Genomic DNA, 25,092 nt, shown 5'->3' with positions numbered 1-25,092 from the left:
TCAGCGCTCATTTCCGTGTCACCCGCAGCATACGGTCCAGCATGATTGCCACGACCACAATAATCAGCCCGGATTCAAACCCAAGCCCCGTGTTCACGGAATTAAGCGCCCGCACAACCGGCACGCCCAATCCATCCGCCCCCACAAGCGCCGCGATCACAACCATGGACAGCGACAGCATGATGGTCTGGTTCAACCCCGTCATGATCTGCGGCAGGGCATAGGGCAATTCGATTTTCCACAAGGTCTGGCTGGGCTTCGCGCCAAAGGCTTGCGCGGCCTCAAGCAGCGGTTTCGGCGTCGACGCGATGCCAAGCTGGGTCAGACGGATCGGCGCGGGCAGCACGAAAATCACCGTTGCAATCAGGCCCGGCACCATGCCGATGCCGAAAAACACAATCGCGGGGATCAGGTACACAAAGGTCGGCAAGGTCTGCATCAGATCCAGCACCGGGGCCATATAGCGGTAAAGTTTCGGGCGGTGCGCGGCGGCAATACCGATCGGCACGCCCACGCCCATACAGACCACACAGGCCGACAGGACCAGTGTCAGGCTTTCCGTGGTTTCCTCCCAGTAATCTTGGTTCAGGATGAACAAGAAGCCCATAACGATCATCAACGGGGTTTTCCAGTTGCGCTGGATCAACCACGTCACGGCCGCAAAAGCCGCGATGATCACCAAAGGATGCGGCGTTTGCAGCACCCATAAAATGGCATCAATCAACCATTCCATCGCGACAGAAAGACCATCAAACAACCAGCCTGCGTTGATCAGCAGCCAGTCAAATGCCGCCTCTGCTGCGTCGTCGATCGGGATTTTATTGTCGGTGAGCCAGTTCATCGGGTGTCTCCGCGAAAGGGGGGTAATCTATACGAAAAAGGGCCCACCCGGCGGCAGGCCCTTTGTGATCATGTGCGGCGCATTACTCGACGATTGTCTTGGCGGCCATCATCGCATCGCCACCGTCTTTCGTGGTGACGCCTGTCAGCCAGGCGTCCAGCACGGCGGGGTTTGCCTTGATCCATGCGGTTGCGGCATCCGCAGGTTCCTGGCCCTCATCCAGAATTGCGCCCATGATTTCGTTTTCCATGGCCAGCGTAAATTCCATGTTGTTCAACAGCTTGCCAACATTGGGGCATTCTTCGACATAGCCTGCGCGCGTGTTGGTAAAGACCGATGCGCCGCCCAGGTTGGGGCCAAAGAAATCATCGCCACCTTCAAGATAGGTCAGCTCGAAATTCGCGTTCATCGGGTGCGGTTCCCAACCAAGAAATACAATCGGTTCGCCTTTGGCTGTGGCGCGTTTGACCTGTGCCAACATGCCCTGCTCTGACGATTCCTTGACCTTGAAATCCTTCAGTTCAAACGCATTTCCGTCGATCATCGACTGGATCAGGCGGTTGCCGTCATTGCCCGGCTCGATGCCATAGATCGTGGCGTCCAGCGTGTCGGCATTGGCGGCGATATCGGCAAAAGTCTTGATGCCCATATCGGCGGCGGCCTTGTTGACGGCCAATGTGTATTTCGCGCCGTTCAGGTTGGCACGCACGGTATCAACGGTGCCCGCCTCGCGGTAAGGGGCGATGTCGGCTTCCATTGTCGGCATCCAGTTGCCCAGAAACACGTCGACGTCTCCGGCGGCCATCGCGGTATAGGTCACCGGAACGGACAGAATCTTGATATCGGTTTCATAGCCCAAGGCCTGCAAAACAACGGTTGTCGCGGCAGTCGTGGCCGTGATGTCGGTCCAGCCCACGTCTGAAAAAGTAACTTCCTCGCAGCCCGAAGCAGAAAGGCTGGTGGCAAGGCTAAGCGTAAGCGCGGTGGTGGCGGCGAGAATTTTCATGACGGGTCACTCCCAGTGATGTGATATTTGATGGCGCATTAGAGCGCTAACATCCCATCCGATGCAACCCGATTTCTGGGCTATCCAACCTGTGGCTCCAAGCCTTGCACCGGGATCGCGCGGGGGTTAGCCAAGGGTCAACCATGGGCGCGCTGCCAAGTGGCCCTCAAATATCACAGGTACCGCGCCCCAACAGCAAAGGTTCGCAAAGATGCGCAAGACAGAATGGATCGGCCTGACATGGGGGGCGGAGTATCCACTGGTATCGGTCGTCGGTGTGGATGGAAAAATCATCGCGCAACATGCAGGGCCGGTGGACCTTGCCTATAATACCCTTTCCACATTGGCCGAGTTTCTTGCCCCCTATCTGTCGCTGGCCCACCCCACCCCTGTATTCTGTGCGGGGCTGCCCGATATGCCGGTTGACCTGCTTCGGTCTGTGCCGGCTGTGCCAATGGACGGAACGTTCCAGATTGAAGTCGCTGATCCCCGTTTGGTGCTGCATGTCGTCCCGGGCCTGCGCCAGGCCAAGCCGGCGGATCTGATGTCGGGCTGCGAAACGGCCATAGCCGGGATGCTGTTGCAGGACCCCAAATTCGACGGTGTGGTTTGCACTGTCGCATCCCACGCCCGCTGGTCCCATGTCAGCGCCGGCGAGATCGTCAGCTTTCAAAGTTTTCTAACGCCCGCTCTGGCCGATACTCTCGTCAAGAACCTCCCTTTTTCCGGTTGCGCATCTCAGGGGCCGTTGGACGAAGCGGCGTTCGGCCAGGCGGTTGAGGACATCATGGCGCGCCCGCAAAATTTCGCTGCGAACCTGGCACATATCTCAGCGGATGCAGCGTTAAACGGCGCGGCAAACAGCGCGGGTTGGTCGCGCCTGATGGGGGCGCTGATCGGGCTGGAACTGTCGGGTGCCCGCCCCTATTGGCTGGGCCAGAATGTTGTGGTTTTGGGCGATGGGATACTCTCTGATCTGTACAAGGCCGCCCTTGTTGGGCAGGGTTTGCAGCCGCAATTGATATCACGCGACGCCCAGTTGCTTGCAGGCCTGCGGTCGGCTTGGGCGCATATGGAGGGTGATTTGATGAGCCGTGATTTGCCAGATCGTTAATGTTCCTTTCATCACTTTAATGGCGATCCGAACCTATCTCGCCAAAGATCCTCCCGCAGCAAAAGAGACTTATGACATGGACCAACCAAGACGCTTGATTCAGGGCTGAAATAATATGCCCGATAGAAAGCGGGCCAGCCTTTAGACATGTCGATCCGGGCTGTTCCGGTCTTTTGGCTCCAAGCACCTGGTCAGGTCACGATATTGCTCCGTTAATATGGGTCCGATGCGCTAAAAACCTCCACTTTTTGCACTGAATATCCTCCACACTAGGTCAGATCCATAAATCTGATTTCAAATACGGCACCTTTGATCACCGGATGATCGACGGCGCGCAGGGTTCCGCCCCAGCCTTCGACCCTGCGCCGCGCAATCGTCAGGCCAAGGCCGCTCCCTTCGACAACATCGCGCGGTCTGAGCATTGTAAACGGGTCAAAAATCCGGCTCCTGAAATCATGCGCCACTCCGACACCATCATCCCCGACCACCAAAGCGCCATGGGTGTTGGTGTTGGAAATATAGAGCGTCCCGCGATCAGCCCCGTAATGTTTGACAGCATTTCCCAACAATGCAGCCAAAACGCTGTCAAAACCCGCTTTCGGCAGGTTCAGTTTTTGATCCGCCAAATCCAGTTTCACTTCAAAGCCGTCAGGCATGGGGTTCTCAAGCAGATATGCCCGGATCGCTGTCCCCAGTTCCAGATCAACGCAAGCCTCGGCTCGGGTGTCAACTTCGCATAACTCCCTCATATCATTGATCAACCGGTCGGCACGCCGTGCGTTTACCTTGATCTCTTTCAGGTACTGGAACACATCGTCCGGAACCTGTTCTTGCACAGATTCAAGATCCTCTTCGATCCAGTCGGGCAAGGTTTCAATCGCCCTGAAACAGGCCCTAAGATCATGAACGAAATGCGATACAAACGTCGCCCCTGAAATCTGAAGCCCCCGCACATCTGACATTAAATCCAACACCTGAATTCACTTCTCCTGACACCTGTCGTGAACGCTACGGTCTCCAGATTACCAAAACTTTAATGCATCCCGGACCTATAGATAAAATTCGACCAACCAATTTTGAGAAACACAACGATTGGTGATAATCTATTAACGGTATTGGGTCAGCTTGCAGGAAGTTTGAGAATAATCATTGAAGGGCTCGCATGAATACCGGTCAAGACGGCGAAGGAGGACAGGCCGACACCCTCCCCCACGCAAGTAAGGAGCTTAAGGTTCTGATCGTGGATGATTCAGCGTTTGATTGCGAAAATATCAAGCGACAATGCCGCCGCACGAGCCTTTTTCTTTCCATCGACACTGCCAGTGATGTGGGGCAAATGCGCAAGGCGCTTGACCGGCAGAAATATGATGTAATTTTCGTTGATTACCATCTTGCCAACGAGACGGGCCTGCAGGCCAGGCATGTCATCAGCGAACATCCCGACAATGCGCAAGCGGCCACGATCATGATCACCGGCGACGTTTCCCACGAGATCGCGGTCTCAGCCATTAAGAACGGTTGCAAAGACTATGTCGACAAGGCCGATCTGGATGCCATGTCGCTGGAAATGATGATGAAATCGGCAACCAAGCGGTTGGAAAAACACGCCACAAAAGTGCTGCAAAGCGAAATGGATGCGGTCCATGACAAGACAATCACCGCGATGAAGCACATCATGCAAAGCGAACTTAGCGACGACCGGATTATCGCGCTTTTTCTGCGCGCCTTGCAGCAGGTGACCTATGTGGATGGCGTTCCCATGTTGCAAAAAATGCCCGACATAACATCGCTTTTTGAAAAAGAGCGGCTGGATTCTTTTGACTTTACCGCACTGACAAGAAACGGATGTTGAACGCTCGAAACCTGGAACGGTTTTTTGCCGCTCCTTTGACTGCATCAATTACGACCTTCGCGACATCGCTGTCCGGCATCACACCGTCCTTAGCAACCGCCCGCCACGGGTACTGCATCTTGCCGTTCATCTTCATGAACACCTCCCCCTGACACCATTGCCCATGTGGTGCCTGCCACATTCGGTCAAACATGCCGCCGCAAATCCAAGCTGTACACGATAGCCACATCTGCTGCACCAGAACCCGACCGCCTTGTGGCTGATCCCGATGCCGCGTTAGGGCGGTAAGCCGTTAGCGTTTCGACGCGAATGCGGGACATGAACAAAGCCAGACGTTGGTCTTGAGGTGCTCCTTGGAATAGCGATAGGGCCCGCGAGTTCACCGCCCGCAGCGCGCACCGCCTGCCCTGCCCGCCTTGCGCGATGTTGCGCTCAAATTGCCGCCAGAACGCTGCAAAGCCGCCCGAAGGGCCGCGGTTCCATATCCTCACGCGACCGCATGACCCGCAGAATGTCTGCCCCTTACGAAGAAGCCAAAATTAAGCTATAGTAATTTTACTGGTGACCTGCGCGTCTATCCTGCTCGAGATTGGATATTTCATATCGAACAATCTTTATTTTCTTTCATTTGGAAATACTCAAAGCGGGATCAACTGATCTTGCTGACCGTTACGCTGACATTATTCCCGCTCTTGTTCCTCACGCTTGAACTGCCCAAACGCATCATCAACGATGCGATTGGGGCATCTGCCGACACCGTCAATTTCTTTGGCATAGACCTGGGCCAGATCACGTTTCTGCTGATCCTGTGCGGGGTTTTCTTGGTATCGGTCTTTGCCCATGGCCTGATGAAAATGCGCATAAACACCATGAAGGGAGTGCTGGCTGAACGGCTCTTGCGGCGTTTGCGGTATACGCTGATCGCCCGCATCCTGCGCTTTCCAGCGCCCTATTTCGAACGCACCAGTCAGGGCGAACTGGTGTCGATGGTCACGTCGGAATCTGAACCCATGGGCGGGCTGATGGGGGATGCCATCGCGCAACCCGTGTTGCAGGCCGGGCAAATGCTGACGATTTTAGCGTTTTTGTTCATGCAAAGCTTTGCTTTTGGCATTGCGGCCTGCGCGCTGATCCCGTTGCAGGCATGGGTGATCCCAAGGTTGCAACAACAGATTAACCTTTTGAACAAAAAACGGGTGATCCAGATCCGCGCGCTGGCGGCCGAGATTGGCGAAGGGGCGGCAGGTGCCGGCACCTTGCGCGTCAATGGCGGCTGGCGGTACCGGCTTGCGCTGATCTCGGAACGGCTGGGGCGCTTGTACGCGATCCGGTTCGAGATTTTTCAAAAGAAGTTTTTCATGAAGTTTATCAACAACTTCATCGGCCAGCTGACGCCGTTCTTTTTCTATTCCATCGGGGGCTATCTGGCGATCAAAGGGCAGATCTCCGTCGGGGCGCTGGTCGCCGCACTTGCCGCCTACAAAGACCTGTCGAGCCCGTGGAAAGAATTGCTGACCTATTACAACCAATCGCAGGATATGGCGCTGCGTTGGCAAACAATTACCGAACGGTTTGCGCCGAACGGCATGATTGACCCCGAATTGTTTACGGCCGATCCCGGTGAAATTCCGTCACTGGTTGGCGAAGTCAGTTTTAACAACATCAGCGTTGAAGACGCCGACGGAAATGTCGTGCTGAAAGAGATCAACGTGACCTTTGCCCCCAGCAGTACCGTTGCAATCACCGCGCCCAGCGACGAGGACCGCCGTGCTTTTGCCGATGTGTTGACGCGCGAGGTGATGCCCTCGGCAGGGGCGATCAGCCTTGCAGGTCAACCGCTATCACAACTGCACCAGGCGACGATTGCCAAGCGCGTGGGCTATGCGACCTCCCGCCCGGTGATGTTTTTGGGCAGCTTCAGTGATAACGTCACCCTCCCGCTTCGCTTGCGGCCCCACACCGGCACCCCTTTGGCCCCCGTGGCGATCGAAAGCGCGAAAGCGGGCAACAGCACCGATGCTTCGGACGCCCTGTGGTTCGATCTGGCGGATCTTCAGATGGAAAACGAGGGGGAGCTGCGCATATGGTGGCTGGCGCTGATCAAGGGGATGCAAATTGACAAGGCGCTGTTTTCGCGGGGGCTGGACCAGCGTTTTGACGCCAAAGCCTACCCTTTTTTGGCAGCCGCAGTGGTGGATTTGCGATCGGGCGTTGCCGAAAAACTGAAAGCGGCCAAGCTGGACAGATATGTTCATAGCTTTGACAAAGACAGCTTTAATCCCACCTTGCCTGTCGCTGAAAACCTGATCTTTGCAACGCCCAAAACCCGCATCACCCCTGCCCTCTTGGCAGGTCAGACGGATTTCATCACCCTGCTGACCACCCTGAATATCGAACATGACCTGCTGCAAATTGCCGTCGATACGGTCGATATTCTGCGCCAGACCTTTGGCGTCGACGGGTCTGATCATCCACTTTTTCGCAAGCTTGGCCTTGATATCGCGACCTATGAGGCCGCCGTTGACCTGAGGGTGAAGCAACTTGAAGGTGCCGTCCTGAGCGTGGCGGACAAAGCGTCCTTGCTGGCCGTGACTTTTGCGATTTCCGTTGAAAAGCTGGGCTCTGCCTTTCCGGACAAGATCATCAACAGGGTGCTGGAAATACGCCGCGCCCATTCCCCGGCGCTTCAGGAAAGCCTGTCTGAATTGATGAGCCCGATCACCATTGATGGCCCCGTCGCCGGTTTGACCGTTTTGGAAAATGTGCTGTTTGGCAAGATGACCGAAGCCGCCGGCGGAAAGGGCGATGCCTTGCGGCGCGTCGCAGTGGATGCGCTTTATGAAGCAGAGCTTGAAGGGCTGGTTCTGGATCTGATCTTTGACATTCCGCTGACGTTGGGGGGCACCAATCTGCCTGCGCTGCTGACGGAAACGCTGGCCATCAGCCGCGCCACGATCAAGCGCCCTGATGTGCTGATCCTCGACGATGTATTAACCAGTTTTGACGCCCCCATCCGCGCAGACCTGCACACCCGTTTACGCGGCCTGTTGCCCCAGACGACCATCATCTGCCTCCAGCCCAGCTTTGACGAGGTCAGCGGATTTGACGCACAATTCGTTCTGCAACAGGGGCGCATTTCCACGATCGGCAGCGATGTGACCGCCCAAGAGGATGACACCGTCAGCGCAGATCTGGCCCGCAAGCTGCGCGCGCTTGAACAGACGGACCTGTTTTCGGGGCTTGAACGCAAACAACTGCGCCTGCTGGCCTTTAGCGCGCGCTGGTACACCGCCAAGGCGGGGGAATATGTGTTTCACAAAGACGACGGTCCGTCGAGCGGGGCGTTTTTGATCACCGAAGGCACGGCGGAGTTGCTGCTGCCCGGTCCGGGGGATGACGATGATCTGCTCGTCACGACATCCGGTCCCGGCAAACTGGTGGGCGAACTGGGCCTGATCCGCAATGAACCGCGCGCATTGGACATGCGGGCGGCGACCGATCTGACCTGTCTGCGCATCGGGGCAGATGCCTTTCTGGATGTTGTCGGCCATGACGCGCGCACCGCCTATAAACTGTTGCAGGCGGTCGCGGGCTACATATCTTAACGCTTTGCTGGTGGGGCTTGGGGCCGGGGTATCCGGCGACCTGTGATAATAACCGGCCCGCTTGACCCAGGTCAAAACACTAACGCCCCCCTCGCCCATATGGTTATCTAGGTGAACAGATGGAGGGAAACGCGATGAAGGGATTATATTTGGCGGCGGCTGTGGTGGCGTTACTTCCAATACAGGCGGCGGCTTTCGACGAGGCCGATGTCGGGCAACTGCTGGAAAGCAAACGGTGTCAGCAATGCGATCTGTCGGGGGCCGACCTCAAGCGGGTCGATCTTGCGGGTGCCAATCTTGCGGGGGCAAATCTGTCGGGGGCAAAGCTCTGGGCGGCCAATCTTGGCGGCGCTGACCTGAGCGGCGTTAACCTTGAGGGGGCCAGCCTTGGTACAGCAGATTTGACCGGGGCCAATATGGCGAACGCCAATCTTTCGGGGGCGTATCTGACGGGTACAAACCTTGGCGGGGCCGACCTGTCGGGTGCGAAATTGTCGGGCGCGATCCTGACGCAGGCAAATCTGGACATGTCCAACCTTTCAGGGGCCACCCTGGCCGAGGCCTATCTTGAGTTGGCCAGCCTTGCGGGTGCCAACATCACCGGAGCCGACCTGACAAAGGCAAACCTGATTTCGGCCAACCTGAGCGGCGCGGTGCTTGCGGGGGCCGAGCTGGAGGGGGCCGTGTTTCTTGGTGCGAACCTTGCCGGGGTATCTTTTGACGATGCCCGATTGTGCAGGACAATGATGCCGGATGGCACGTCTGACCTCAGCGGGTGCTGAGGGCGGTCAGGACGGCTTGGGCTGACACGACGGGCGTGGGGAAAACGGCGGGCTTGGGGAAAACGGTACCTTCATGGGTTCCAGACTGAGGGCACCGAAAGGCCGGACTTTTGGTTTTCCAACGCATCAATATAGCATTCCATCTTGTGGTTCAGGCCGCTTTTGCGGTTCTTGTGGTACAGAACCTTTGTCTGCCCCGTATGATGGAAACCTGTCGGCAAACTGCACACGATGTCATCATCGCGACAGATCGACAGCGACAGGTTGTCGTGTTTGACCGCCCCGGCCGTTTTCCGCAACCTTGGGGCCGCAAAGCCGATCGCCGGCGTCACAAATGTCTTTGACAGGATTTGCGCCGATGCCGCCCCCAGTGAATGGCCGATGATCAGTCTGGGCCAATTGGCGGGGTCATTTCCGATCCATTTATAGATAATATTGGCATGGGCCAGAAACCCCTGATGCCAGAACGTGCGCGACGCCCCTTGCTTGGAGCCTGCGGAAAACACGTCGTTCTTGGCATGGATATAGCTCAGGCTCAGCTTCTTGGACCCTGCATTTTTGACGCGCAGATTGAACCACACATAATCGGCAAAGGAATTGCTGCCCGGTATCAACAGACAGCCGTTGCTGAGCATATAGGCTTCGACATTGGCATGAGGGCAACTTTTCACGACCGTAAGCTTGTGTTCTTTCTCCAGCTTCCAATCGCCCGGCGTCGTCTGCCTGGGTCTGAGCGTATAGGCGATTTCAGCCAGCCTCGCGCATGTCATGACGGAATGGTCGATCACCCCCGCGGCACCGAACAGGGCATCGCGGGTCTTGGGCCCGACGATCCCGTCCGCGACAAGTCCCTTGGCGCTTTGGAACGCTTTGACCGCAGTGACGGTCTTGGCCCCCTGCACGCCGTCAATCGGTCCCGGCTCGTACCGCAAATTCTTCAACTGCCGTTGAATGCTTCTCCAGCTGGTTTTCGACATGGGTGAAAAATTCCTTTGGTCATCTAAATTTTTTGGAGATGCGGGCGGGCGACTTTAATAATCCGAACGACCCGCGCAAAGCTGCTGGTCTAATAAATACTATACACATATGGTCGAAAAATCAGGGAAAAGCCTCTGCTATTTTGCAGATCGGGTCACGTAACTATTTCAGCGGCCATATTTTTGGCCCGCAAATTTATCATAGGCAGGCGTTCTGCCCGAGAGGATACCCGATGAACAGCAATCTTGTCGCTGTATTAGCTGCAGATGTCGTAGGTTACTCAAAGCTGATGGGGGATGACGCCAAATCGACGCTGGTTGCCCTGAAACGCTTGCGCGCCGAGATTTTCGCCCCCGTTGTCGCGTCCAGACGCGGGCGCGTGGTCAAGAACATGGGGGATGGCTGGATCGTCCTGTTCGGGGCCGCCACCGATGCCGCGGCCTGTGCCTTGCAGATCCAGCAATTGCAGACCGTCAGCCAGCTTCAGGGGGGGCCTGAAATCCGCCTGCGGCTGGGTGTTCATCTGGGCGATGTCGTCGAGGACGAACATGACATCTATGGCGACGGCGTAAACATCGCGTCGCGGCTTGAACAACTTGCAAACCCCGGCAGCATTGCGATTTCGGATGCGGTATTCGGTATTCTTGACGGCACGCTCAGGCCGTCTTTCGATGATGCGGGTGAACGCGCGCTCAAGAATATCGCCAAGCCTATCCGGATCTGGACCAGCGGTTCGTTGCACGCCCCGGCACAGTCGACACTGCCTGCACGGGACGGGCTGCGTATCGTGGTGCGCCCGCTGGAGACATCTGATGAACGCATCGCGTTTCCCGAACTTGCCGATGCGCTGACCGGTGATCTGGTGACCTTTCTCAACGCGACCCATTGGCTGTCGGTCAGTACGGGTGATGTCAGCACGCCGGCCTATGTGCTCAGCGGTCGTATTCGCACCCAAGGCACGCGGTTCCGGCTTGAGGTAAAGTTCATTGATCCTTCGGGGCTCGAGATGTGGTCAGACAAGATTGACGGCACCTTGGATGACGTCTTTGACTGGCAGGATCGGGCCTGCGCGACGGTGGTAGGGCGCGTGCTGGCCACGACGTTTGACGCCGAGCGCCGCAAGCTGGACAAGTTGTCGATTGACCAGATGACCGCCAGTGAATGCGAATTGCGCGGCCAGTTGGCCATTGACCGGCTGGACCCCGACGCCTTTGCCTCGGCCTTGAAATATTCGAATGCGGCGATTGAAAAGGATGCCGATCAGCCAACGGCACTGGCATTGGCGCTGGTGGCGTATCTGTCTGCCGTTGTGATGGGCTATGACGAAGTAAGCCAGCCCTATGCCGCCTGCGTTCCCGGATGGTGCAAGGCCGCGGCACCACTGGCGGCAGATCATCCGTTGCTGAATTTGGCCTTGGGGGTCACAACCTATTCCCAAAGCAGTGATCCGACCGCCTTGCGCATGATCTGCGAGCAAGCGTTGCGCCAATCGTCTTCGGATTTCGTCACGCTGACCTTAAGCGGTTGGGCCTATATCTGGATCGGCGACTATTCTGCGGCGCTGGATTGCCTTCACAAGGCGCGCAAGCTGGGCGGGCAAAGCCCGTGGGCCTTGTCCATTCAGGGCGGGCTTGCACTGGCTTCGCTTCAGGCCGGGGATGATGTGGGGGCAATCGGATATGCAAAACAGGGTCTGACGGTGACGGCCAGCTATTCGACCTTGCACAGGATTTTGGCCGCCGCATATGCCCATCAAGGGCAAACCGTGGCCGCACAGCACTCTGTTGCGACGGCGTTGGCGCTTAATCCAAGGGATTCGATCACCGCGATCAATGCGCGCAACATATTCTTCGAATCCGTCAGCACCAACCGGTATCTTGACGGTCTGCGGATGGCCGGAATGCCCGAATAGCGTGCTGTCAGACGCATGCGAAGACCCCGCGCCGTGTTGAAAAGGTTGGTCTGAAGCCCCCGCCCCGTTGTCGCGTCAGCACCCCCCCGCCGGTCACCCCCTAACAATTTTACTATTTCCGCTTAAGGGATTAAGACGAACGAACGGCCTGGCCAGTCACGTACAGCAACCTCAAAGAAGGCTTCCCCATGGCCACCAAAACCAATCTGCATCCCCGCAATCAACACAAAGAAGGGTACGATTTCGGGCGTCTCGTGGCGGATTCACCCGAGCTTGAGCCATTCACGATCCCTAACCCTGTCGGTCAGACGACGATTGATTTTCAAGACGCAGCCGCGGTTCGTATGCTTAATCGGGCCCTGCTCAAGACGCATTACACTATCAATTTCTGGGATATCCCTGCAAATTATCTTTGCCCACCGATCCCCGGTCGTGTCGACTATATCCACTATCTCGCGGATTTGCTGGCCAGCAGCAACAATAACGAAATCCCGCGCGGGCCCGGTATCAAGGCGTTGGACATCGGCACAGGAGCGAGCCTGGTCTACCCGCTCACCGGCCAGAGCGAATACGGCTGGGACTTTACCGGGACCGATATTGACCCCGCCGCGATCACGTCGGCCCGGCAGATTTGCGAACTCAACAAGCTGAAGATCACCCTCAGACAGCAAAACATGCGCGAGAATATCTTTCGCGGGGTAATCGCGCCGCAAGATGCGTTTCACATCACCCTGTGCAACCCGCCCTTCCATGCCTCCATCGAAAAAGCCAATAAAGGCACGCAACGCAAGTGGAGCAACCTTGGTAAGGGCGCTTCGACAAAGCTCAATTTCGGCGGTCAGAACGCCGAACTTTGGTGTCCGGGTGGCGAGATAAAGTTCATCGCGACCATGGTTGAGCAAAGCAAAGAGTTCGCCGACCAGTGCCTTTGGTTCAGCTCCCTGGTGTCGAAAAAAGACAACCTCCAGCCGCTCTCCAGAATTTTGAGAAAGGCCAAGGTTGCTGATTTCAAAGTCGTCGATATGGCACAGGGGCAGAAAACAAGTCGTTTTATTGCGTGGACTTACATTAAGAAAAGCCAGCATTCTCTCTACGTGAATGGCGCAAAAAAATAGAGAGAGGTGGTCGCGGTGATCGGTGCAACTTCCAACCCTAACAAGACCACGCCATAGAGGGTGGCAAGCGCCTGATCAAATTCCCGCTGCCCCTGCTCGCTTGACTGGCTCTAGAGAGCAGGGTTGAAATGCGCTTCAAACGCCACCCGCTGCTGACCGTGACAAAGTCCATGACCTGCCCTCCGAGGCTCCCTCGTTCATAACGAGAGTTTGCGGGTTCGGATTTCATATTCTCCGTCGTCAGTTTGGACAAGCGCGTCCTGCGCGGCATTGGCTTGTTTCTACCCCTACGGCCAATCGGCATAGCTGCCTACTTGGGTATATTTTGCGTTGCCGCCTTGCTGTGTGCTTGCCCGTCGAAATGACCCCGGGGGAACACCTGCCTCGGCTTTGAAGAACGCGCTGAATTGCGAAGTGCTGCAAAACCCAAGATGGTCGGCGATCTGATCAAGTGTTTGATGCGAGCGCTGGAGCAAGGCCTGCGCTTCAAAAGTCAGGCGGTCGCGGATAAGACGTTGTGGCGGCTTTCCCAATGTCCGCGTGCAAATGTCGTGCAACCGGTCCGGTGACACATCCAATTCGGCGGCAAACCGATGGACCGGCCAGCGTTCGCGCAAATGTGCCTCAACCAGATGGCGGAACCTCTCAAGCGTCAGATTTGTCGCTTTGTAGCTTTGATCTTCGATCATTTCATTCACACCAGCCCGCCAGAGTGACACAAGCATGATCCTGATTTGGGCCTCGATCACTGTCTCCATCCCTGTTTGCCCCGCATCCAGTTCTTTGAAAATCGCATCAAAGCAGGTTGTGATCGTTTGCGAGATTTCAGGCTTTGCGTTCAAGCTGAGCGTGAATTCGCGCGCGGACATCAGTCGCAATGCTGCGGCTTCGGGTTTATGCCCGATGGCGTTGCTCAAGGTCGCATCACCAAGGGTCATGATAATGCCGTGACTGCCCGCCCGTGCCTTGACACGCGTATCGGGCGATTTGGGGCCCCAATTGATGACAGGCCCGACGATCGTCTCTTCGCCGTCCGGTGTAAGACGGACAGCACTGCCGGACAGAACCATAATACATTGGGATGTCCGGCCAGGGAAATTGACCAATCCACCCAAAAACCGATCGTCCAGCCCGCTGCGGAAAACCTCAGCGTGGACCGTCGTTTGATGTGCACTCAGGGGTGCAGATGCGTTGAACCTGTTTTTCATAACCAGATATTGACAATAAAAGACCGGATATCAATATTTTTTCACTGCTCCTTTCGTCTATGTTTGATTTAGCGCCGCACATGCGGGCCGGCTGCGTGAACTTATGGAGGTTCGTTCACGTGGGCTGAGGGGGGGGGAATCAAATGCAGCGTCCGGCTTCCAAGCTTGGTGTGATAACTGGCACAAGTGAGACGACCTTGGCGGTCAACGCTGCGGTGAATGCTGCCGCGTCTGCGTTTCCAATTTGGTCGCGTTGGCCCGTCACAGAGCGTGCCGTGGCCTTGCAGAAAATGATGGCAGCACTTGATGCGCATCGTGACGACTTTGTCGCCCTCGCCGCTGAAGAGGTTGGCGCGTCGCGCTCATGGACCGAATTCAACATCGATCTCGCAATCGGGATGCTTGCGCATGTTGCGGGCCTCGCTCCGATGCTTGAGGATCGCGAGCTTGTGGATCCGCTGACGGGGAAACACTCTATCTTACGCCGGCAAGCGGCGGGTGTGGTGCTGGGAATGGTGCCTTGGAACGCCCCCATAGCGCTTGGGGTGCGGGCGGTCGCAGGTGCGTTGATCTGCGGCAATACTGTCGTGATGAAGGGCTCGGAGCACTGCCCAAAGACGCACAAACATCTGGTTGAAATCCTCAACAGCGCCGGATTGCCTGGCGGCGTTTTGACGTGCATCGTCAACCACGCCGAAGACGCCCACGACACAATGGTGCAGCTTATTGCCCACCCGTGTATTCGGCGGATCAACTTTACCGGATCCACGCGTGTCGGGCGCGATGTCGCCATGGAGGCGGCGCGCTATCTCAAACCTGCTTTGCTTGAATTATCTGGCAAAGCGCCGTTGATCGTATTGGACGATGCCGATCTGGATGCCGCTGTCGAAGCCGCCTGTTTTGGTGCCTTCTTTAACCAGGGCCAGATTTGTATGTCTACGGACTGGATCATTGTCGTGAAGTCAGTGTCCGACGACTTTGTGGCAAAACTGCAGGCCCGAACACAGCAAATCAAAGCTGCTGATCCGGTGCAGGAGGTGACCGTTCTGGGCCGCATGATTTCTGCAGACGCTGCCCAACGGGTGAAGGGGTTAATCGAAGACGCAGTATCAAAAGGTGCGCGGCTTTTGGTGGGTGGCCAGATCGATGGCTGTGTCATGCAGCCCGCATTACTGGATGGGATTGCCGCGAATATGCGCATTTTCAGAGAAGAAACATTTGGGCCGTTGGCCAGCATCATGCGGGTCCATGACGCCGAAGAAGCCGTATCGATCGCCAATGATTCAGAGTTCGGCTTGAACGCAGCAGTCTTTACCACAGACCTTGATCACGCGCAGGCAATCGCCGGCCGGCTCGAATACGGCGTTGTCCAAATCAATGGACCGACCGTGCATGATGATCCGTCAATGCCGTTTGGGGGCATGAAAAACAGTGGGTATGGCCGCTTTGGCGGCGAACAGGCAATCAACGAATTTACTGAACTGCGTTGGATCGCCACCCATCAAGAAGGACAGACACCAACACTTTGAAGAAGACGGGCACCTGCCCAAACGACCAATTGCAAAATGGAGGATACGCAATGAACCGCAGACCATTTTTGAAACTTGTCAGTGCTTTGACAATCGCAAGCGCCTTTGCGGCAAGTGCTGCCAGCGCAGATACAATTCGCATTGGTGCCGTTGCGCCTAAAACCGGCCCGCTTGCTGGTGGCGCGACAGTCACGCAGTGGCCTTCGATCTATCTATGGGTCGACCAGATCAACAAAGCCGGCGGCCTGACCGTTGATGGCGAAAAAATGATGATCGAACTGATCGAATATGACGATCAGACCAACCCCGGCGAGACGATCAAAGCCGTGCAGCGTCTGGCAACACAAGACGACGCACATTTTATTATCGCACCCTATGGGACGGGTTTGAACCTTGCTGCTGCCCCGCTGTTTGATCGCTACGGCTATCCACAGATCGCGGTGTCGGCCATTACCGACCAGCAGGCGGACCTGTCCGCGAAGTTCCCGAATATGTTCTTCACACTGGGCACAACCACCGCACTTGCCGCCGATGTCGTCAAAGTTCTCGGCGAAATGCGCGATGCGGGTCAGATGGGTGACAAAGTGGCCATGGTCAACGTGGCCGATGCGTTCGGGATCGAATTGGCGACTGCCGCCAAACCGCTGTTCGAAGAGGCTGGTTTCGAAATCGTCTATGAAACATCCTATCCGCTTGGCACACAGGATTTGTCGCCTGTCATCAAAGGTGCGGCAGCGGCTGAACCCGATGCCTTTATCGCATGGTCCTATCCGCCGGATACTTTTGGGCTGACCGAACAAGCGATGATCGAAAACCTTGACGTCAAGGCGTTCTATACTGCCGTGGCCACCCCGTTCCCGGGATATGGTGCCCGTTTTGGCGCTGCTGCCGAAGGTGTTTTGGGTGCTGGTGGTGTAAACCCTGAAAGCCCGGCTTTCATGGAATACGCGGCGGCGCATGAGGCCGTGACCGGATCAAAGCCCGACTATTGGGCCTCTGCGACGACATACGCATCGCTTGAGATTTTGGCGCAATCAATCGAAGCTGTTGGTCTGGACCGCGCAGCTGTGACAGCCCACCTCAAGGACAGCACGTTTGACACGATCCTTGGTCCGATCAGCTTCGACGAAAACAACTCGAACCCTGATTTCTGGACCGTGGGTCAGTGGCAAGGTGGTGTGTTCAAAGGCGTCGCCTCGCGCGGTCGCGACGGCACTGTGCCTGTCATCCTGAAAGAAGGCTGGGAGTAATCCCCAAACGGGGCGGCCTGTGCGCCGCCCCAAACCGATCAACAAAGGAACATCCCCTTGGACATTCTGATCACAGGTATCTTGCTGGGCGGCACCTATGCGCTGATTGCGATGGGCCTGAATCTGCAATACGGTGTTGCGCGGATCATGAATCTGGCCAACGGTGAAATTCTGGTGGCAGGCGGCTATTTCGCCTTTATCGCCTATACCTCCACGCAGCTGAGCCCGATCCTGACGATCTTTCTGGTCGCCCCGCTGGCGTTTGCGCTGAACTGGCTGATCTACCGTGTGATGCTGCAACCTTTGGTCAATCGCGCCAAGAACCGGGGGCAGTTAGAGACCGACAGTATCCTTGCGACCTTTGGCCTATCTTTTATCGGCGTCGGCTTGATGCTGAGCTTTTTCGGCGGCGACTATTTTTCTTACAGCTTTATGGCCGTGCCTGTTGAACTTCTTGGGAATACCTACGGCGCGAACCGTGTGCTGTCCTTTGTCATGGCGGTTTTGATCTGCGGCGCGCTCTATCTTTGGCTCAACCATTCGCGCCCCGGTTTGTCGATCCGCGCCATTGCTACGGCCCCGGCGTCGGCCCGTTTGGTCGGGATTGACGTCAAGAACCTTTCGGCACTCGCCTTTGCCCTTGGCGGCGCAGTAACAGCCGTGGGCGGCGCACTCATCTCGACCTATTTGACGCTTGATGCGTCGACGGGTGTGGTCTTCACCCTCAAAGCCCTGATCATCGTGATCATGGGGGGCGTCGGCGACGTGCGCGGCACGATCATCGCCGCTTTGCTGCTTGGCATTCTTGAAACGATCGTCGCCAGCCTGCTTGACCCCGGTCTGACCCTCGCCGCCGCCTATGTCATGTTCTTGGGCATCCTGTTGTTCCGCCCACAGGGCCTGTTCGGAAAGAAGCGGACATGAGCCTGACCGGAACCGATATTCGCAACCTCTGCTTTGCCACACTGGCCTTTGCGATCTGCGCGCTCCTGCCGTTTGGCGACAACGGCTATTGGCTGGGGCTTGGCGTGACGATTGCGATGTTCACGACGCTTGCGACGTCATGGGCGCTGTTCTCAGGCCCGACCCATTACATCAGCCTGGCCACTGCCGCCTTCTTTGGGGTGGGGACCTATGTGACCGGATTGGGCATCGAAACCCTCCCCTTTTGGTCCCTGGTGGGGCTTGCGGGCCTGATCGGTGCGGTGCTGGCCGCACTCGTCGGTCTCGCGACGCTGCGCCTCTCCGGCGTGTATTTTGTGATCTTCACGCTCGGGCTGGCAGAACTGGTCCGGCAGGTCATCACATGGGTGCAGAACAATACCGGCCAGAAAGGTCTCTACGTCCTGACGGACCTCGACGAAGCAGGCATCTATTGGTGGCTTCTGGGTCTTGCTGCGGTTGTGTTTCTGACAGGTTGGCTGATCGGACGCTCGCGCCTTGGGTTTGCCCTGCGCATCATCGGTGATGACGAAACCGTCGCAGACCATTCCGGCATCAATACCGCCCGCGCCAAAGTGTTGCTCTTTATGGTGCCCGGAGCCGTCGCGGCCATGACCGGCGCGATCCTTGCGCCGCGCTATGTCTACATCGAACCATCGCTTGCCTTTGCGCCGATCCTTTCGTTCCAGGTGGTGATCATGGCGCTTCTGGGCGGGGCATCCCGGCTTTGGGGTCCATTGGTCGGCGTGATCCCTTTCACGTTCTTGCTTGAGGCGGTTTCTTCCAATTTTCCAAATCAAACCACATTGGTGATCGGCGTCGCCTTCCTGGTCATCGTCTATCTGCTGCCGGGTGGCTTCGTGGGATTGCTCGACAAAATCATGTATCGTGTCAACGCAAAGGAGCGGTCATAACATGGCAACACCTGTCCTCTCTTTGCGCGGCGTGACCAAACGCTTTGGCGGCCTTGTTGCTGTCAACGCCATGGACTTTGATGTCGCCGAACACGAGGTCGTCGGTTTGTTGGGGCCGAACGGCTCTGGTAAATCCACCACATTGAACCTTGTATCAGGCCTGCTGCCGCTGACTTCGGGCAACATATCACTTTGGGGGAACCGGATATCGGGCCTTCCGGCCCAAACCATCAACCGCAAAGGTGTCAGCCGGACCTTCCAATTGGTCCGATTGTTGCCATCCATGAATGTCCGCGAGAACGTTGTGGCGGGGGCGGTGTTCGGCCACCGTCGCCGGTGGGGACAGGATGCGCAGGACCATGCGGAACAACTACTCGAAAAGGTAGGGCTTGGCGGAAAAGGCGACATGTCGCTTGGCCAGCTCACGTATATCGACACCAAACGGGTCGAGCTTGCTCGAACCCTCGCCGGCGATCCCAAAGTGTTGCTGCTGGATGAATGGCTCGCGGGTCTGAACCCGACCGAATTGCAGATCGGCATTACCCTGATCAAGTCACTACGCAACGAAGGCCGAACGATTATTCTGGTTGAACACGTCATGGATGCAATCCGGTCTTTATGTGATCGCTGTGTCGTCATGGCGGCAGGCACCAAGATCGCGGAAGGCACGCCCGCGCAAGTCCTGTCCGACAAAGAGGTCATTCGCGCCTATCTGGGGGACGACGATGCTTGAACTGTCAAACGTAACCGTCCGCTATGGCCAGCACCGCGCTTTGGAAAATGCGTCCGTCAACGTCGCCAAGGGTGAAATCGTCGTCATCCTTGGGGCCAACGGGGCGGGCAAATCAACACTGCTCAAGGCCGCCAGCGGCATTTGTGAAGGGGTCGTTGCCGGTGACATTCGTCTTGATGGAACCAATCTTGCAGGGCTTGCCGCCAATAAGATCGTTGATGCGGGCCTTGCGCTTGTCCCCGAGGGCCGCGGTGTCTTTCCTGATCTGACTGTGCGTGAGAACCTCACCCTCGGAGCCTATACGGCGCGGGCACGCGATGATGAAAAGATGACGCTTGAACGTGTCCATAGCTTGTTTCCCAAGCTCGCCGAGCGTTCCGGCCAGATCGTCGGAACCATGTCAGGCGGCGAACAGCAAATGGTCGCCATCGGGCGCGCAATGATGTCTAATCCGACAATCCTGACGCTGGATGAACCCTCGCTTGGGCTGTCGCCGCTTTTGTCCAAAGAGCTGTTTCAAAACCTTGCGCGGGTTCGCGACCTTGGCATCGGGGTGCTGATGGTCGAACAAAATGCCAAGCAATCGCTGGCGATCGCGGATCGGGGCTATTTGATCGAGAACGCCCATGTTGTGCATCAAGACAGCGCCGCAAACCTGATGCGTGATCCGGCAGTGCAGGCTGCCTATCTCGGCGTCGGCAGCAGCGAAGAAGCGACCACACCAGAACCCGCGACAGATATGCCCCAAACGGTGACAGAGGCATTTACGATCCGCCCCCGCAGTCAGCAAACGCAATCGGCTGACGTGATTTTGGGTCGCTCCGTGGCTGATCTTGTTGCCGCAGCCAGCCGTCAAAGTGTGACTGTCGCAGCGCAAAAGCGCCCTGACCCGACGCGTCCGATAGACGCTGAAATCCCGCAGGATCGTCTGGCGGCAACCCTTGCAGAGATTGAGCGCGGCGCGCGCGACGCCCGCAAGCGCCCGAAAGTGGAACCACTGCAAAACCGCTATGGTGCGCCGTCAGCACCGGACCACGCGCCAAAGCCCAAAGCGCGCCCCGTCATCGAAGTCTACCGCGCCCCGCGCGTTGAAGTGTATCGCCGCCAGCCCGATGGCAGTGGCTTTGAAAGGAAATAGGATGCTTGATTCCCAGACGCAGATAAAAGGGATGTTCATTGGTGGAAATTGGGTGTCGTCCGGCCCTACGTTCGATGACATCAACCCGTCCACAGGCGACGTCTGGGCCCGCATCCCCGAAGGCGGACGCCTTGAGGCACGCGAAGCCATTGCCGCAGCCCAAACCGCCTTTCCCGCATGGGCGGCTTTGCATTTTCAGGATCGCGCGAGGATATTGCTAAAGGCCGCCGACGTGTGGGAAGCACGCAAGATGGACTACGTCGCTGCCGCCCAAGCCGAAGGCGGCGGCTGGTTCGGCAAAGGGATGTTCGAAGCGGGCTATGTGCCGGATGTTTTCCGGGCTGCTGCCGCTATGTGCTACAATGCCATCGGTGAGATGCTGCCCTCGCAACATGGCAAGGTCTCAATGGTCGAACGTGTGCCCATGGGCGTCGTCAGCGTGATCAGCCCATGGAACATGCCCGGCATTCTGACCGCCCGTGGCTTTGCTTTCCCGCTCGCTGCGGGCAACACAATTGTCCTGAAACCCTCCGAAGACACGCCCTATGCAGGCGGCCTTTTCTTTGCCGAGGTCATGGAAGAGGCTGGCATCCCGAAGGGCGTTTTCAACGTTGTGACCTGCTCGCGTGACCGGGTCTCTGAAATGGGGGATGAACTGGTCGAGAACCCAAAGGTCAAAGGTATTTCCTTCACCGGGTCCACCCCTGTAGGTCGCCAAATTGCGGCCAAAGCTGGCGCGCATCTCAAGAAAGCCTGCGTCGAACTCGGCGGCAAGGACAGCCTCATCGTGCTGGAAGACGCCGACATGGATCGCGCGACATCTGCGGCGAGCTTCGGCAGCTTCATGCACCAAGGCCAGATCTGCATGTCCGTCGAAAAGGTTCTCGTCCATGAAAGCATCTACCCGGACTTCCTGCGCCAGTTCGTCGCCCGCGCAGCAAAGCTGAAGACAGGCGATACGGCGGACAAATCCAACGTAATCGGTCCGCTCATCAATGACCGGCAAGTTGAACGCGTAAAGTTCCAGATCGAAGACGCCCTCGCCAAGGGTGCCAAAGCTGTGCTGGGCGGTCGCGTCTGGGACCGGTTCGTCGAACCTACCATCTTGACGAATGTGACCCCTGATATGGCAGTCTGGCAGGATGAAACCTTTGGCCCTGTGGCCGTCGTTGTGCCGTTCCGGACCGATGCAGAAGCCATCGCGCTGAACAACGACACCGAATATGGCCTGAGTTCCGGCATTATCACCGCCGACGAGAACCGTGCGCTCGAGATGTCGCGCAAGTTGGAAACGGGCATGTGCCACGTCAATTGTTCCTCTGTGAACGACGAACCGCATGTGCCTTTCGGCGGCAGCAAAGCGTCTGGCGTGGGCAAACACGGGGGCAAATGGTCGATGGAAACCTTCACCGAAACGCGCTGGATCACGCTTGACCGTGGCGGTCGCCCCTTCCCGCCGGTATTTTAAGATGAGCTGGGAACGCGCACCCTTGTTGAAGGGAAAAACGATTGTTGTGACCGGATCCGCCTCCGGCATCGGATTAGAGACAGCGCGGGTTTGCACCGCGATGGGCGCGAAGGTCTTGGGCATTGATCTGACCAAACGGTTTGACCATGTCGAAGAATTCTACCGTGCTGATTTGTCAGACGGCGCGACAATTGATGCGCTGATTGATGTCCTGCCAAAAGGCATCGACGGGATCGCCAATATCGCAGGCCTGCCGCCAACAGCCCCGGCTGACAAGGTGCTCGCGGTGAACCTGTTCGGCCTCAAACATCTGACGCTTGGGCTCCTGCCAAAACTGAACGACGGGGCCAGCATCGTAAACCTTGCCTCGCTTGCGGGGTTTGGCTGGCCGGATGCCATTCCTGCGATCCGCGCCAGCGAGACCGTCCATGTTGACGACGCGGCACGCTTCGCGTCGGACCACCAAATCACCAACGCAGGCGGGCGCAGCTACTTCTTCTCCAAAGAAGCGCTGATCGCATGGACCATGCAAAACCGCTGGACCTGGCGGGATCGGGGCATCCGGATGAACACCGTCAGCCCTGGTCCGGTCGATACACCCATCCTGGGCGATTTTCTGGAAACCCTGGGGGCACGCGCCGAAGAAGATGCGCGCATCATGGACCGCCCCGGCACACCACAAGATCTTGCACCAATCGTCGCATTCCTGCTGTCTGACATGACAACATGGATCCGCGGCACCAATATTCCCGCCGACGGCGGTATGTCATCAAACATCCTGTGCGACATGCACGGGCTGTCATCATAAGGGAGGCCAACTCATGTCTGCACTGGCTTGGATCATCATCATTCTCATTGTTGCGGCGGTCATCATCGCCCTGGCGGCGTCCTTTTACGAACGCGCAACAAACGAAGTCGCACTTGTGCGCACCGGCCTTGGTGGCAGGCGCGTCATCATCGACGGCGGCACGCTCGCGGTCCCTTTCTTCCACGAGATCAACCGCGTGAACATGCAAACCCTGCGCATGGACGTTGCCCGATCCGGTGAATCCTCGCTGATCACCAAAGACCGCCTGCGCGTCGATGTCGGGGCCGAGTTCTATGCAAGCGTCACACCAAATGATGATGCCGTGACCCGTGCGGCACAAACCTTGGGCAAAAGGGTTTTTCAGCCCGATCAGCTCAAAGGTCTTATAGACGGCATGATGATTGATGCACTGCGGTCTGTGGCCGCCCAAATGACAATGGACGAACTGCACGAAAACCGCGCCAGCTTTGTCAAACAGGTGCGCGAGGCCTTGACAGACACCCTGGCAAACTTCGGCTTGCAGCTTGATTCCGTATCCCTGACGGCGCTGGACCAGACCCCTTTTGCAGCGCTTGACGAAAACAACGCATTCAATGCCGTCGGTATGCGCAAACTGGCCGAAGTGATCGCAAAGTCCAAAAAGGAACGGGCCGAAATCGAAGGCGACAGTCAGGTTAGCGTCGCACGCGCGGCTATGGTTTCCGAGCGGCGCAAACTTGAGATCAACCTTGATCAACGCCGTGCTGAAATCGCCCAGACCCAAGAGATAGAGACCCTTGTCGCCGCGCAGCTTTCGGAAATCGCGGCACGCAAAGCAGACAGCGAACGCGCTTCCGCGCATTCGCGCATTCAGATGGAGCAGGATATTGCCTCGGCAGATATTGCCAAGGAACAGACTTTGCGAACTGCCGAAATCTCTCAGGCGCTCGCTATTGAAATGGCCGAACAAGACCGTGCAATTTCCCTTGCTGCAAAGTCCCAAGAAGAAAGCCGCGCGCATGCCGAAGCAGACTCTGCCCGTATCGATGCCGTGAAAGCAGCCGAGGCTGTGCAGACCGCGCGCCAAATGGCCGAAGCCGAAAGGCGCAAGGCGCTGGCCTTGATTGCAGCGCAGGAGCAGGCAGAAGCCTCAGCCGCCCGCGCAAAAATCATGGCCGCCAGTGACAAGGCGACAGCGGCTGACAAGGCGGCTGCCAAACGCGAAGAAGCAGAGGCGCTCAAGGCAGTGAAGCTGGCCGAAACAGAAGCGAGCCTTGCCCAGATCAATGCAGAAAACGCGCGTTCCGAGGCGCAAGTTGCGATGGAGTTGGAACTCGCAAGGCTTCAAGCGCTCCCCAAAATTTTGGCCGAAATGGTCAAGCCTGCGGAAAAGATCACCGGGATTTCAATCAACCAGATGAGCGGCTTTGAGCGTACAGCCGGCGCAGGCGCGACCTCGCCGATCAATCAAACCGTTGAGGCTATCATGGATATGGCTGTTTCCCTGCCAGCCTTACAGAAACTTGGAGAACGTATAGGCGTCAATGTAGATGCGACCTTGTCAAAGACAGACCAAAAGCCAGAAAATAATCGCTAAAGGTGCTGTCAGGCAAATGCGAACCGGTCTCCGTTCTTCAGCAACCTCAGTCTGTCAGGCGGTGCAGAGACCGCGCCACTCGGCCAGAGCGGCAGCACGGTTCAGCTTGAAATTGGATCGGCTGTAAAGGTGGCGCTCCGCGTTGAAATGGTTGTGGACTGAGGCGTGGACGGCGACAAATTTTTGCAAGGTTCGCATCCGTCTAAAGCGCAGCATGGCCCGCTCTCTTCGTCTGAATGACTGGTGCGAATTCTCGGCTCGATTGTTGAGCCAGCGGCCGGTTTCTTGCCGTTCAGCGTTGCCGATCTCCTTCATCGCCGC

Annotated in this window: 22 protein-coding genes; 15 read left to right on the top strand and 7 right to left on the bottom strand. The window is 57.1% G+C overall.

Annotated elements, in window-relative coordinates:
- Positions 1-7: 7 nt before the first annotated feature.
- Both choW and choX read right to left on the bottom strand, forming a co-directional pair.
- Positions 8-841 (bottom strand): choline ABC transporter permease subunit, encoded by an 834-nt coding sequence (gene choW, locus HGT1_RS16880; RefSeq protein ID WP_176251134.1) that lies wholly within the window; start codon positions 839-841, stop codon positions 8-10.
- Between the two features lie 82 nt (positions 842-923).
- Positions 924-1,847: a choline ABC transporter substrate-binding protein gene (choX, locus tag HGT1_RS16875; protein WP_176251133.1), complete on the bottom strand. Its 924-nt coding sequence runs from the start codon at positions 1,845-1,847 to the stop codon at positions 924-926.
- 211 nt (positions 1,848-2,058) lie between these two features.
- Here choX and HGT1_RS16870 point away from each other — a divergent pair, with 211 nt between their 5' ends.
- Positions 2,059-2,961 carry a 2-dehydro-3-deoxygalactonokinase gene (locus HGT1_RS16870; RefSeq protein ID WP_176251132.1) on the top strand — a complete coding sequence of 301 codons (903 nt, stop codon included), beginning with the start codon at positions 2,059-2,061 and terminating at the stop codon, positions 2,959-2,961.
- 269 nt (positions 2,962-3,230) lie between these two features.
- Here the strand turns inward: HGT1_RS16870 and HGT1_RS16865 are convergent, their stop codons facing one another.
- Positions 3,231-3,923 carry a sensor histidine kinase KdpD gene (locus HGT1_RS16865; RefSeq protein ID WP_176251131.1) on the bottom strand — a complete coding sequence of 231 codons (693 nt, stop codon included), beginning with the start codon at positions 3,921-3,923 and terminating at the stop codon, positions 3,231-3,233.
- A gap of 200 nt (positions 3,924-4,123) precedes the next feature.
- Between HGT1_RS16865 and HGT1_RS16860 the strand changes: the two genes are divergently transcribed.
- Positions 4,124-4,813 carry a response regulator gene (locus HGT1_RS16860; RefSeq protein ID WP_176251130.1) on the top strand — a complete coding sequence of 230 codons (690 nt, stop codon included), beginning with the start codon at positions 4,124-4,126 and terminating at the stop codon, positions 4,811-4,813.
- On the opposite strand, the gene HGT1_RS16855 is transcribed toward HGT1_RS16860, so the two are convergent.
- Positions 4,785-4,949 (bottom strand): hypothetical protein, encoded by a 165-nt coding sequence (locus tag HGT1_RS16855; protein WP_176251129.1) that lies wholly within the window; start codon positions 4,947-4,949, stop codon positions 4,785-4,787. The genes HGT1_RS16860 and HGT1_RS16855 overlap by 29 nt on opposite strands.
- A gap of 523 nt (positions 4,950-5,472) precedes the next feature.
- On the opposite strand from HGT1_RS16855, the gene HGT1_RS16850 reads away from it, so the two are divergent.
- Both HGT1_RS16850 and HGT1_RS16845 read left to right on the top strand, forming a co-directional pair.
- A complete protein-coding gene (locus tag HGT1_RS16850; RefSeq protein ID WP_176251128.1) occupies positions 5,473-8,418 on the top strand; it encodes an ABC transporter transmembrane domain-containing protein in 2,946 nt (981 codons plus the stop codon).
- Positions 8,419-8,552: 134 nt separating this feature from the next.
- Complete coding sequence (locus tag HGT1_RS16845; protein WP_217902996.1) at positions 8,553-9,200, top strand: pentapeptide repeat-containing protein; 648 nt, start codon at positions 8,553-8,555, stop codon at positions 9,198-9,200.
- Positions 9,201-9,271: 71 nt separating this feature from the next.
- On the opposite strand, the gene HGT1_RS18440 is transcribed toward HGT1_RS16845, so the two are convergent.
- Complete coding sequence (locus tag HGT1_RS18440) at positions 9,272-10,177, bottom strand: peptidoglycan-binding protein (protein WP_176251126.1); 906 nt, start codon at positions 10,175-10,177, stop codon at positions 9,272-9,274.
- Positions 10,178-10,410: 233 nt separating this feature from the next.
- Here HGT1_RS18440 and HGT1_RS16835 point away from each other — a divergent pair, with 233 nt between their 5' ends.
- Together HGT1_RS16835 and rlmF are read left to right on the top strand one after the other, a co-directional pair.
- On the top strand, positions 10,411-12,090 hold the full coding sequence (locus tag HGT1_RS16835) for an adenylate/guanylate cyclase domain-containing protein (RefSeq protein WP_176251125.1): 1,680 nt from the start codon (positions 10,411-10,413) through the stop codon (positions 12,088-12,090).
- A gap of 188 nt (positions 12,091-12,278) precedes the next feature.
- Complete coding sequence (gene rlmF / locus HGT1_RS16830; protein WP_176251124.1) at positions 12,279-13,205, top strand: 23S rRNA (adenine(1618)-N(6))-methyltransferase RlmF; 927 nt, start codon at positions 12,279-12,281, stop codon at positions 13,203-13,205.
- A gap of 287 nt (positions 13,206-13,492) precedes the next feature.
- Here the strand turns inward: rlmF and HGT1_RS16825 are convergent, their stop codons facing one another.
- Positions 13,493-14,320, bottom strand: a complete 828-nt coding sequence (locus tag HGT1_RS16825) for an AraC family transcriptional regulator (protein WP_217902995.1) — start codon at positions 14,318-14,320, stop codon at positions 13,493-13,495.
- A 236-nt stretch (positions 14,321-14,556) separates the two neighbouring features.
- On the opposite strand from HGT1_RS16825, the gene HGT1_RS16820 reads away from it, so the two are divergent.
- Genes HGT1_RS16820 through HGT1_RS16780 form a run of 9 tightly spaced genes read left to right on the top strand, consistent with a single transcriptional unit; the run spans position 14,557 to position 24,771 of the window.
- A complete protein-coding gene (locus tag HGT1_RS16820; RefSeq protein ID WP_176251122.1) occupies positions 14,557-15,942 on the top strand; it encodes an aldehyde dehydrogenase in 1,386 nt (461 codons plus the stop codon).
- A gap of 50 nt (positions 15,943-15,992) precedes the next feature.
- Positions 15,993-17,192, top strand: a complete 1,200-nt coding sequence (locus HGT1_RS16815; protein WP_176251121.1) for an amino acid ABC transporter substrate-binding protein — start codon at positions 15,993-15,995, stop codon at positions 17,190-17,192.
- Positions 17,193-17,249: 57 nt separating this feature from the next.
- Positions 17,250-18,116, top strand: coding sequence for a branched-chain amino acid ABC transporter permease (locus tag HGT1_RS16810; RefSeq protein ID WP_176251120.1), 867 nt, complete (start codon positions 17,250-17,252; stop codon positions 18,114-18,116).
- Entirely contained in the window at positions 18,113-19,048 is a 936-nt protein-coding gene (locus HGT1_RS16805) for a branched-chain amino acid ABC transporter permease (RefSeq protein ID WP_176251119.1), read from the top strand. Before HGT1_RS16810 ends, HGT1_RS16805 begins: the two co-directional genes overlap by 4 nt.
- Position 19,049: 1 nt before the next feature.
- On the top strand, positions 19,050-19,781 hold the full coding sequence (locus tag HGT1_RS16800; RefSeq protein ID WP_176251118.1) for an ABC transporter ATP-binding protein: 732 nt from the start codon (positions 19,050-19,052) through the stop codon (positions 19,779-19,781).
- On the top strand, positions 19,774-20,919 hold the full coding sequence (locus tag HGT1_RS16795; RefSeq protein WP_176251117.1) for an ABC transporter ATP-binding protein: 1,146 nt from the start codon (positions 19,774-19,776) through the stop codon (positions 20,917-20,919). Before HGT1_RS16800 ends, HGT1_RS16795 begins: the two co-directional genes overlap by 8 nt.
- A 1-nt stretch (position 20,920) precedes the next feature.
- The gene (locus tag HGT1_RS16790; RefSeq protein WP_176251116.1) at positions 20,921-22,387 is read left to right on the top strand and encodes an aldehyde dehydrogenase family protein; all 1,467 of its coding nucleotides are present in this window, start codon (positions 20,921-20,923) and stop codon (positions 22,385-22,387) included.
- Position 22,388: 1 nt separating this feature from the next.
- Complete coding sequence (locus HGT1_RS16785; RefSeq protein WP_176251115.1) at positions 22,389-23,195, top strand: coniferyl-alcohol dehydrogenase; 807 nt, start codon at positions 22,389-22,391, stop codon at positions 23,193-23,195.
- Positions 23,196-23,208: 13 nt separating this feature from the next.
- Positions 23,209-24,771 carry a flotillin family protein gene (locus HGT1_RS16780; protein ID WP_176251114.1) on the top strand — a complete coding sequence of 521 codons (1,563 nt, stop codon included), beginning with the start codon at positions 23,209-23,211 and terminating at the stop codon, positions 24,769-24,771.
- Between the two features lie 54 nt (positions 24,772-24,825).
- Here HGT1_RS16780 and HGT1_RS16775 read toward each other — a convergent pair.
- A partial coding sequence (locus HGT1_RS16775; protein ID WP_176251113.1) for a DDE-type integrase/transposase/recombinase occupies positions 24,826-25,092 on the bottom strand: 267 nt, incomplete at its 5' end.

This window comes from Sulfitobacter sp. HGT1 (genome assembly GCF_013282155.1).
Taxonomy (GTDB): domain Bacteria; phylum Pseudomonadota; class Alphaproteobacteria; order Rhodobacterales; family Rhodobacteraceae; genus Sulfitobacter.
This window is presented reverse-complemented; position numbering and strand designations above follow the sequence as displayed.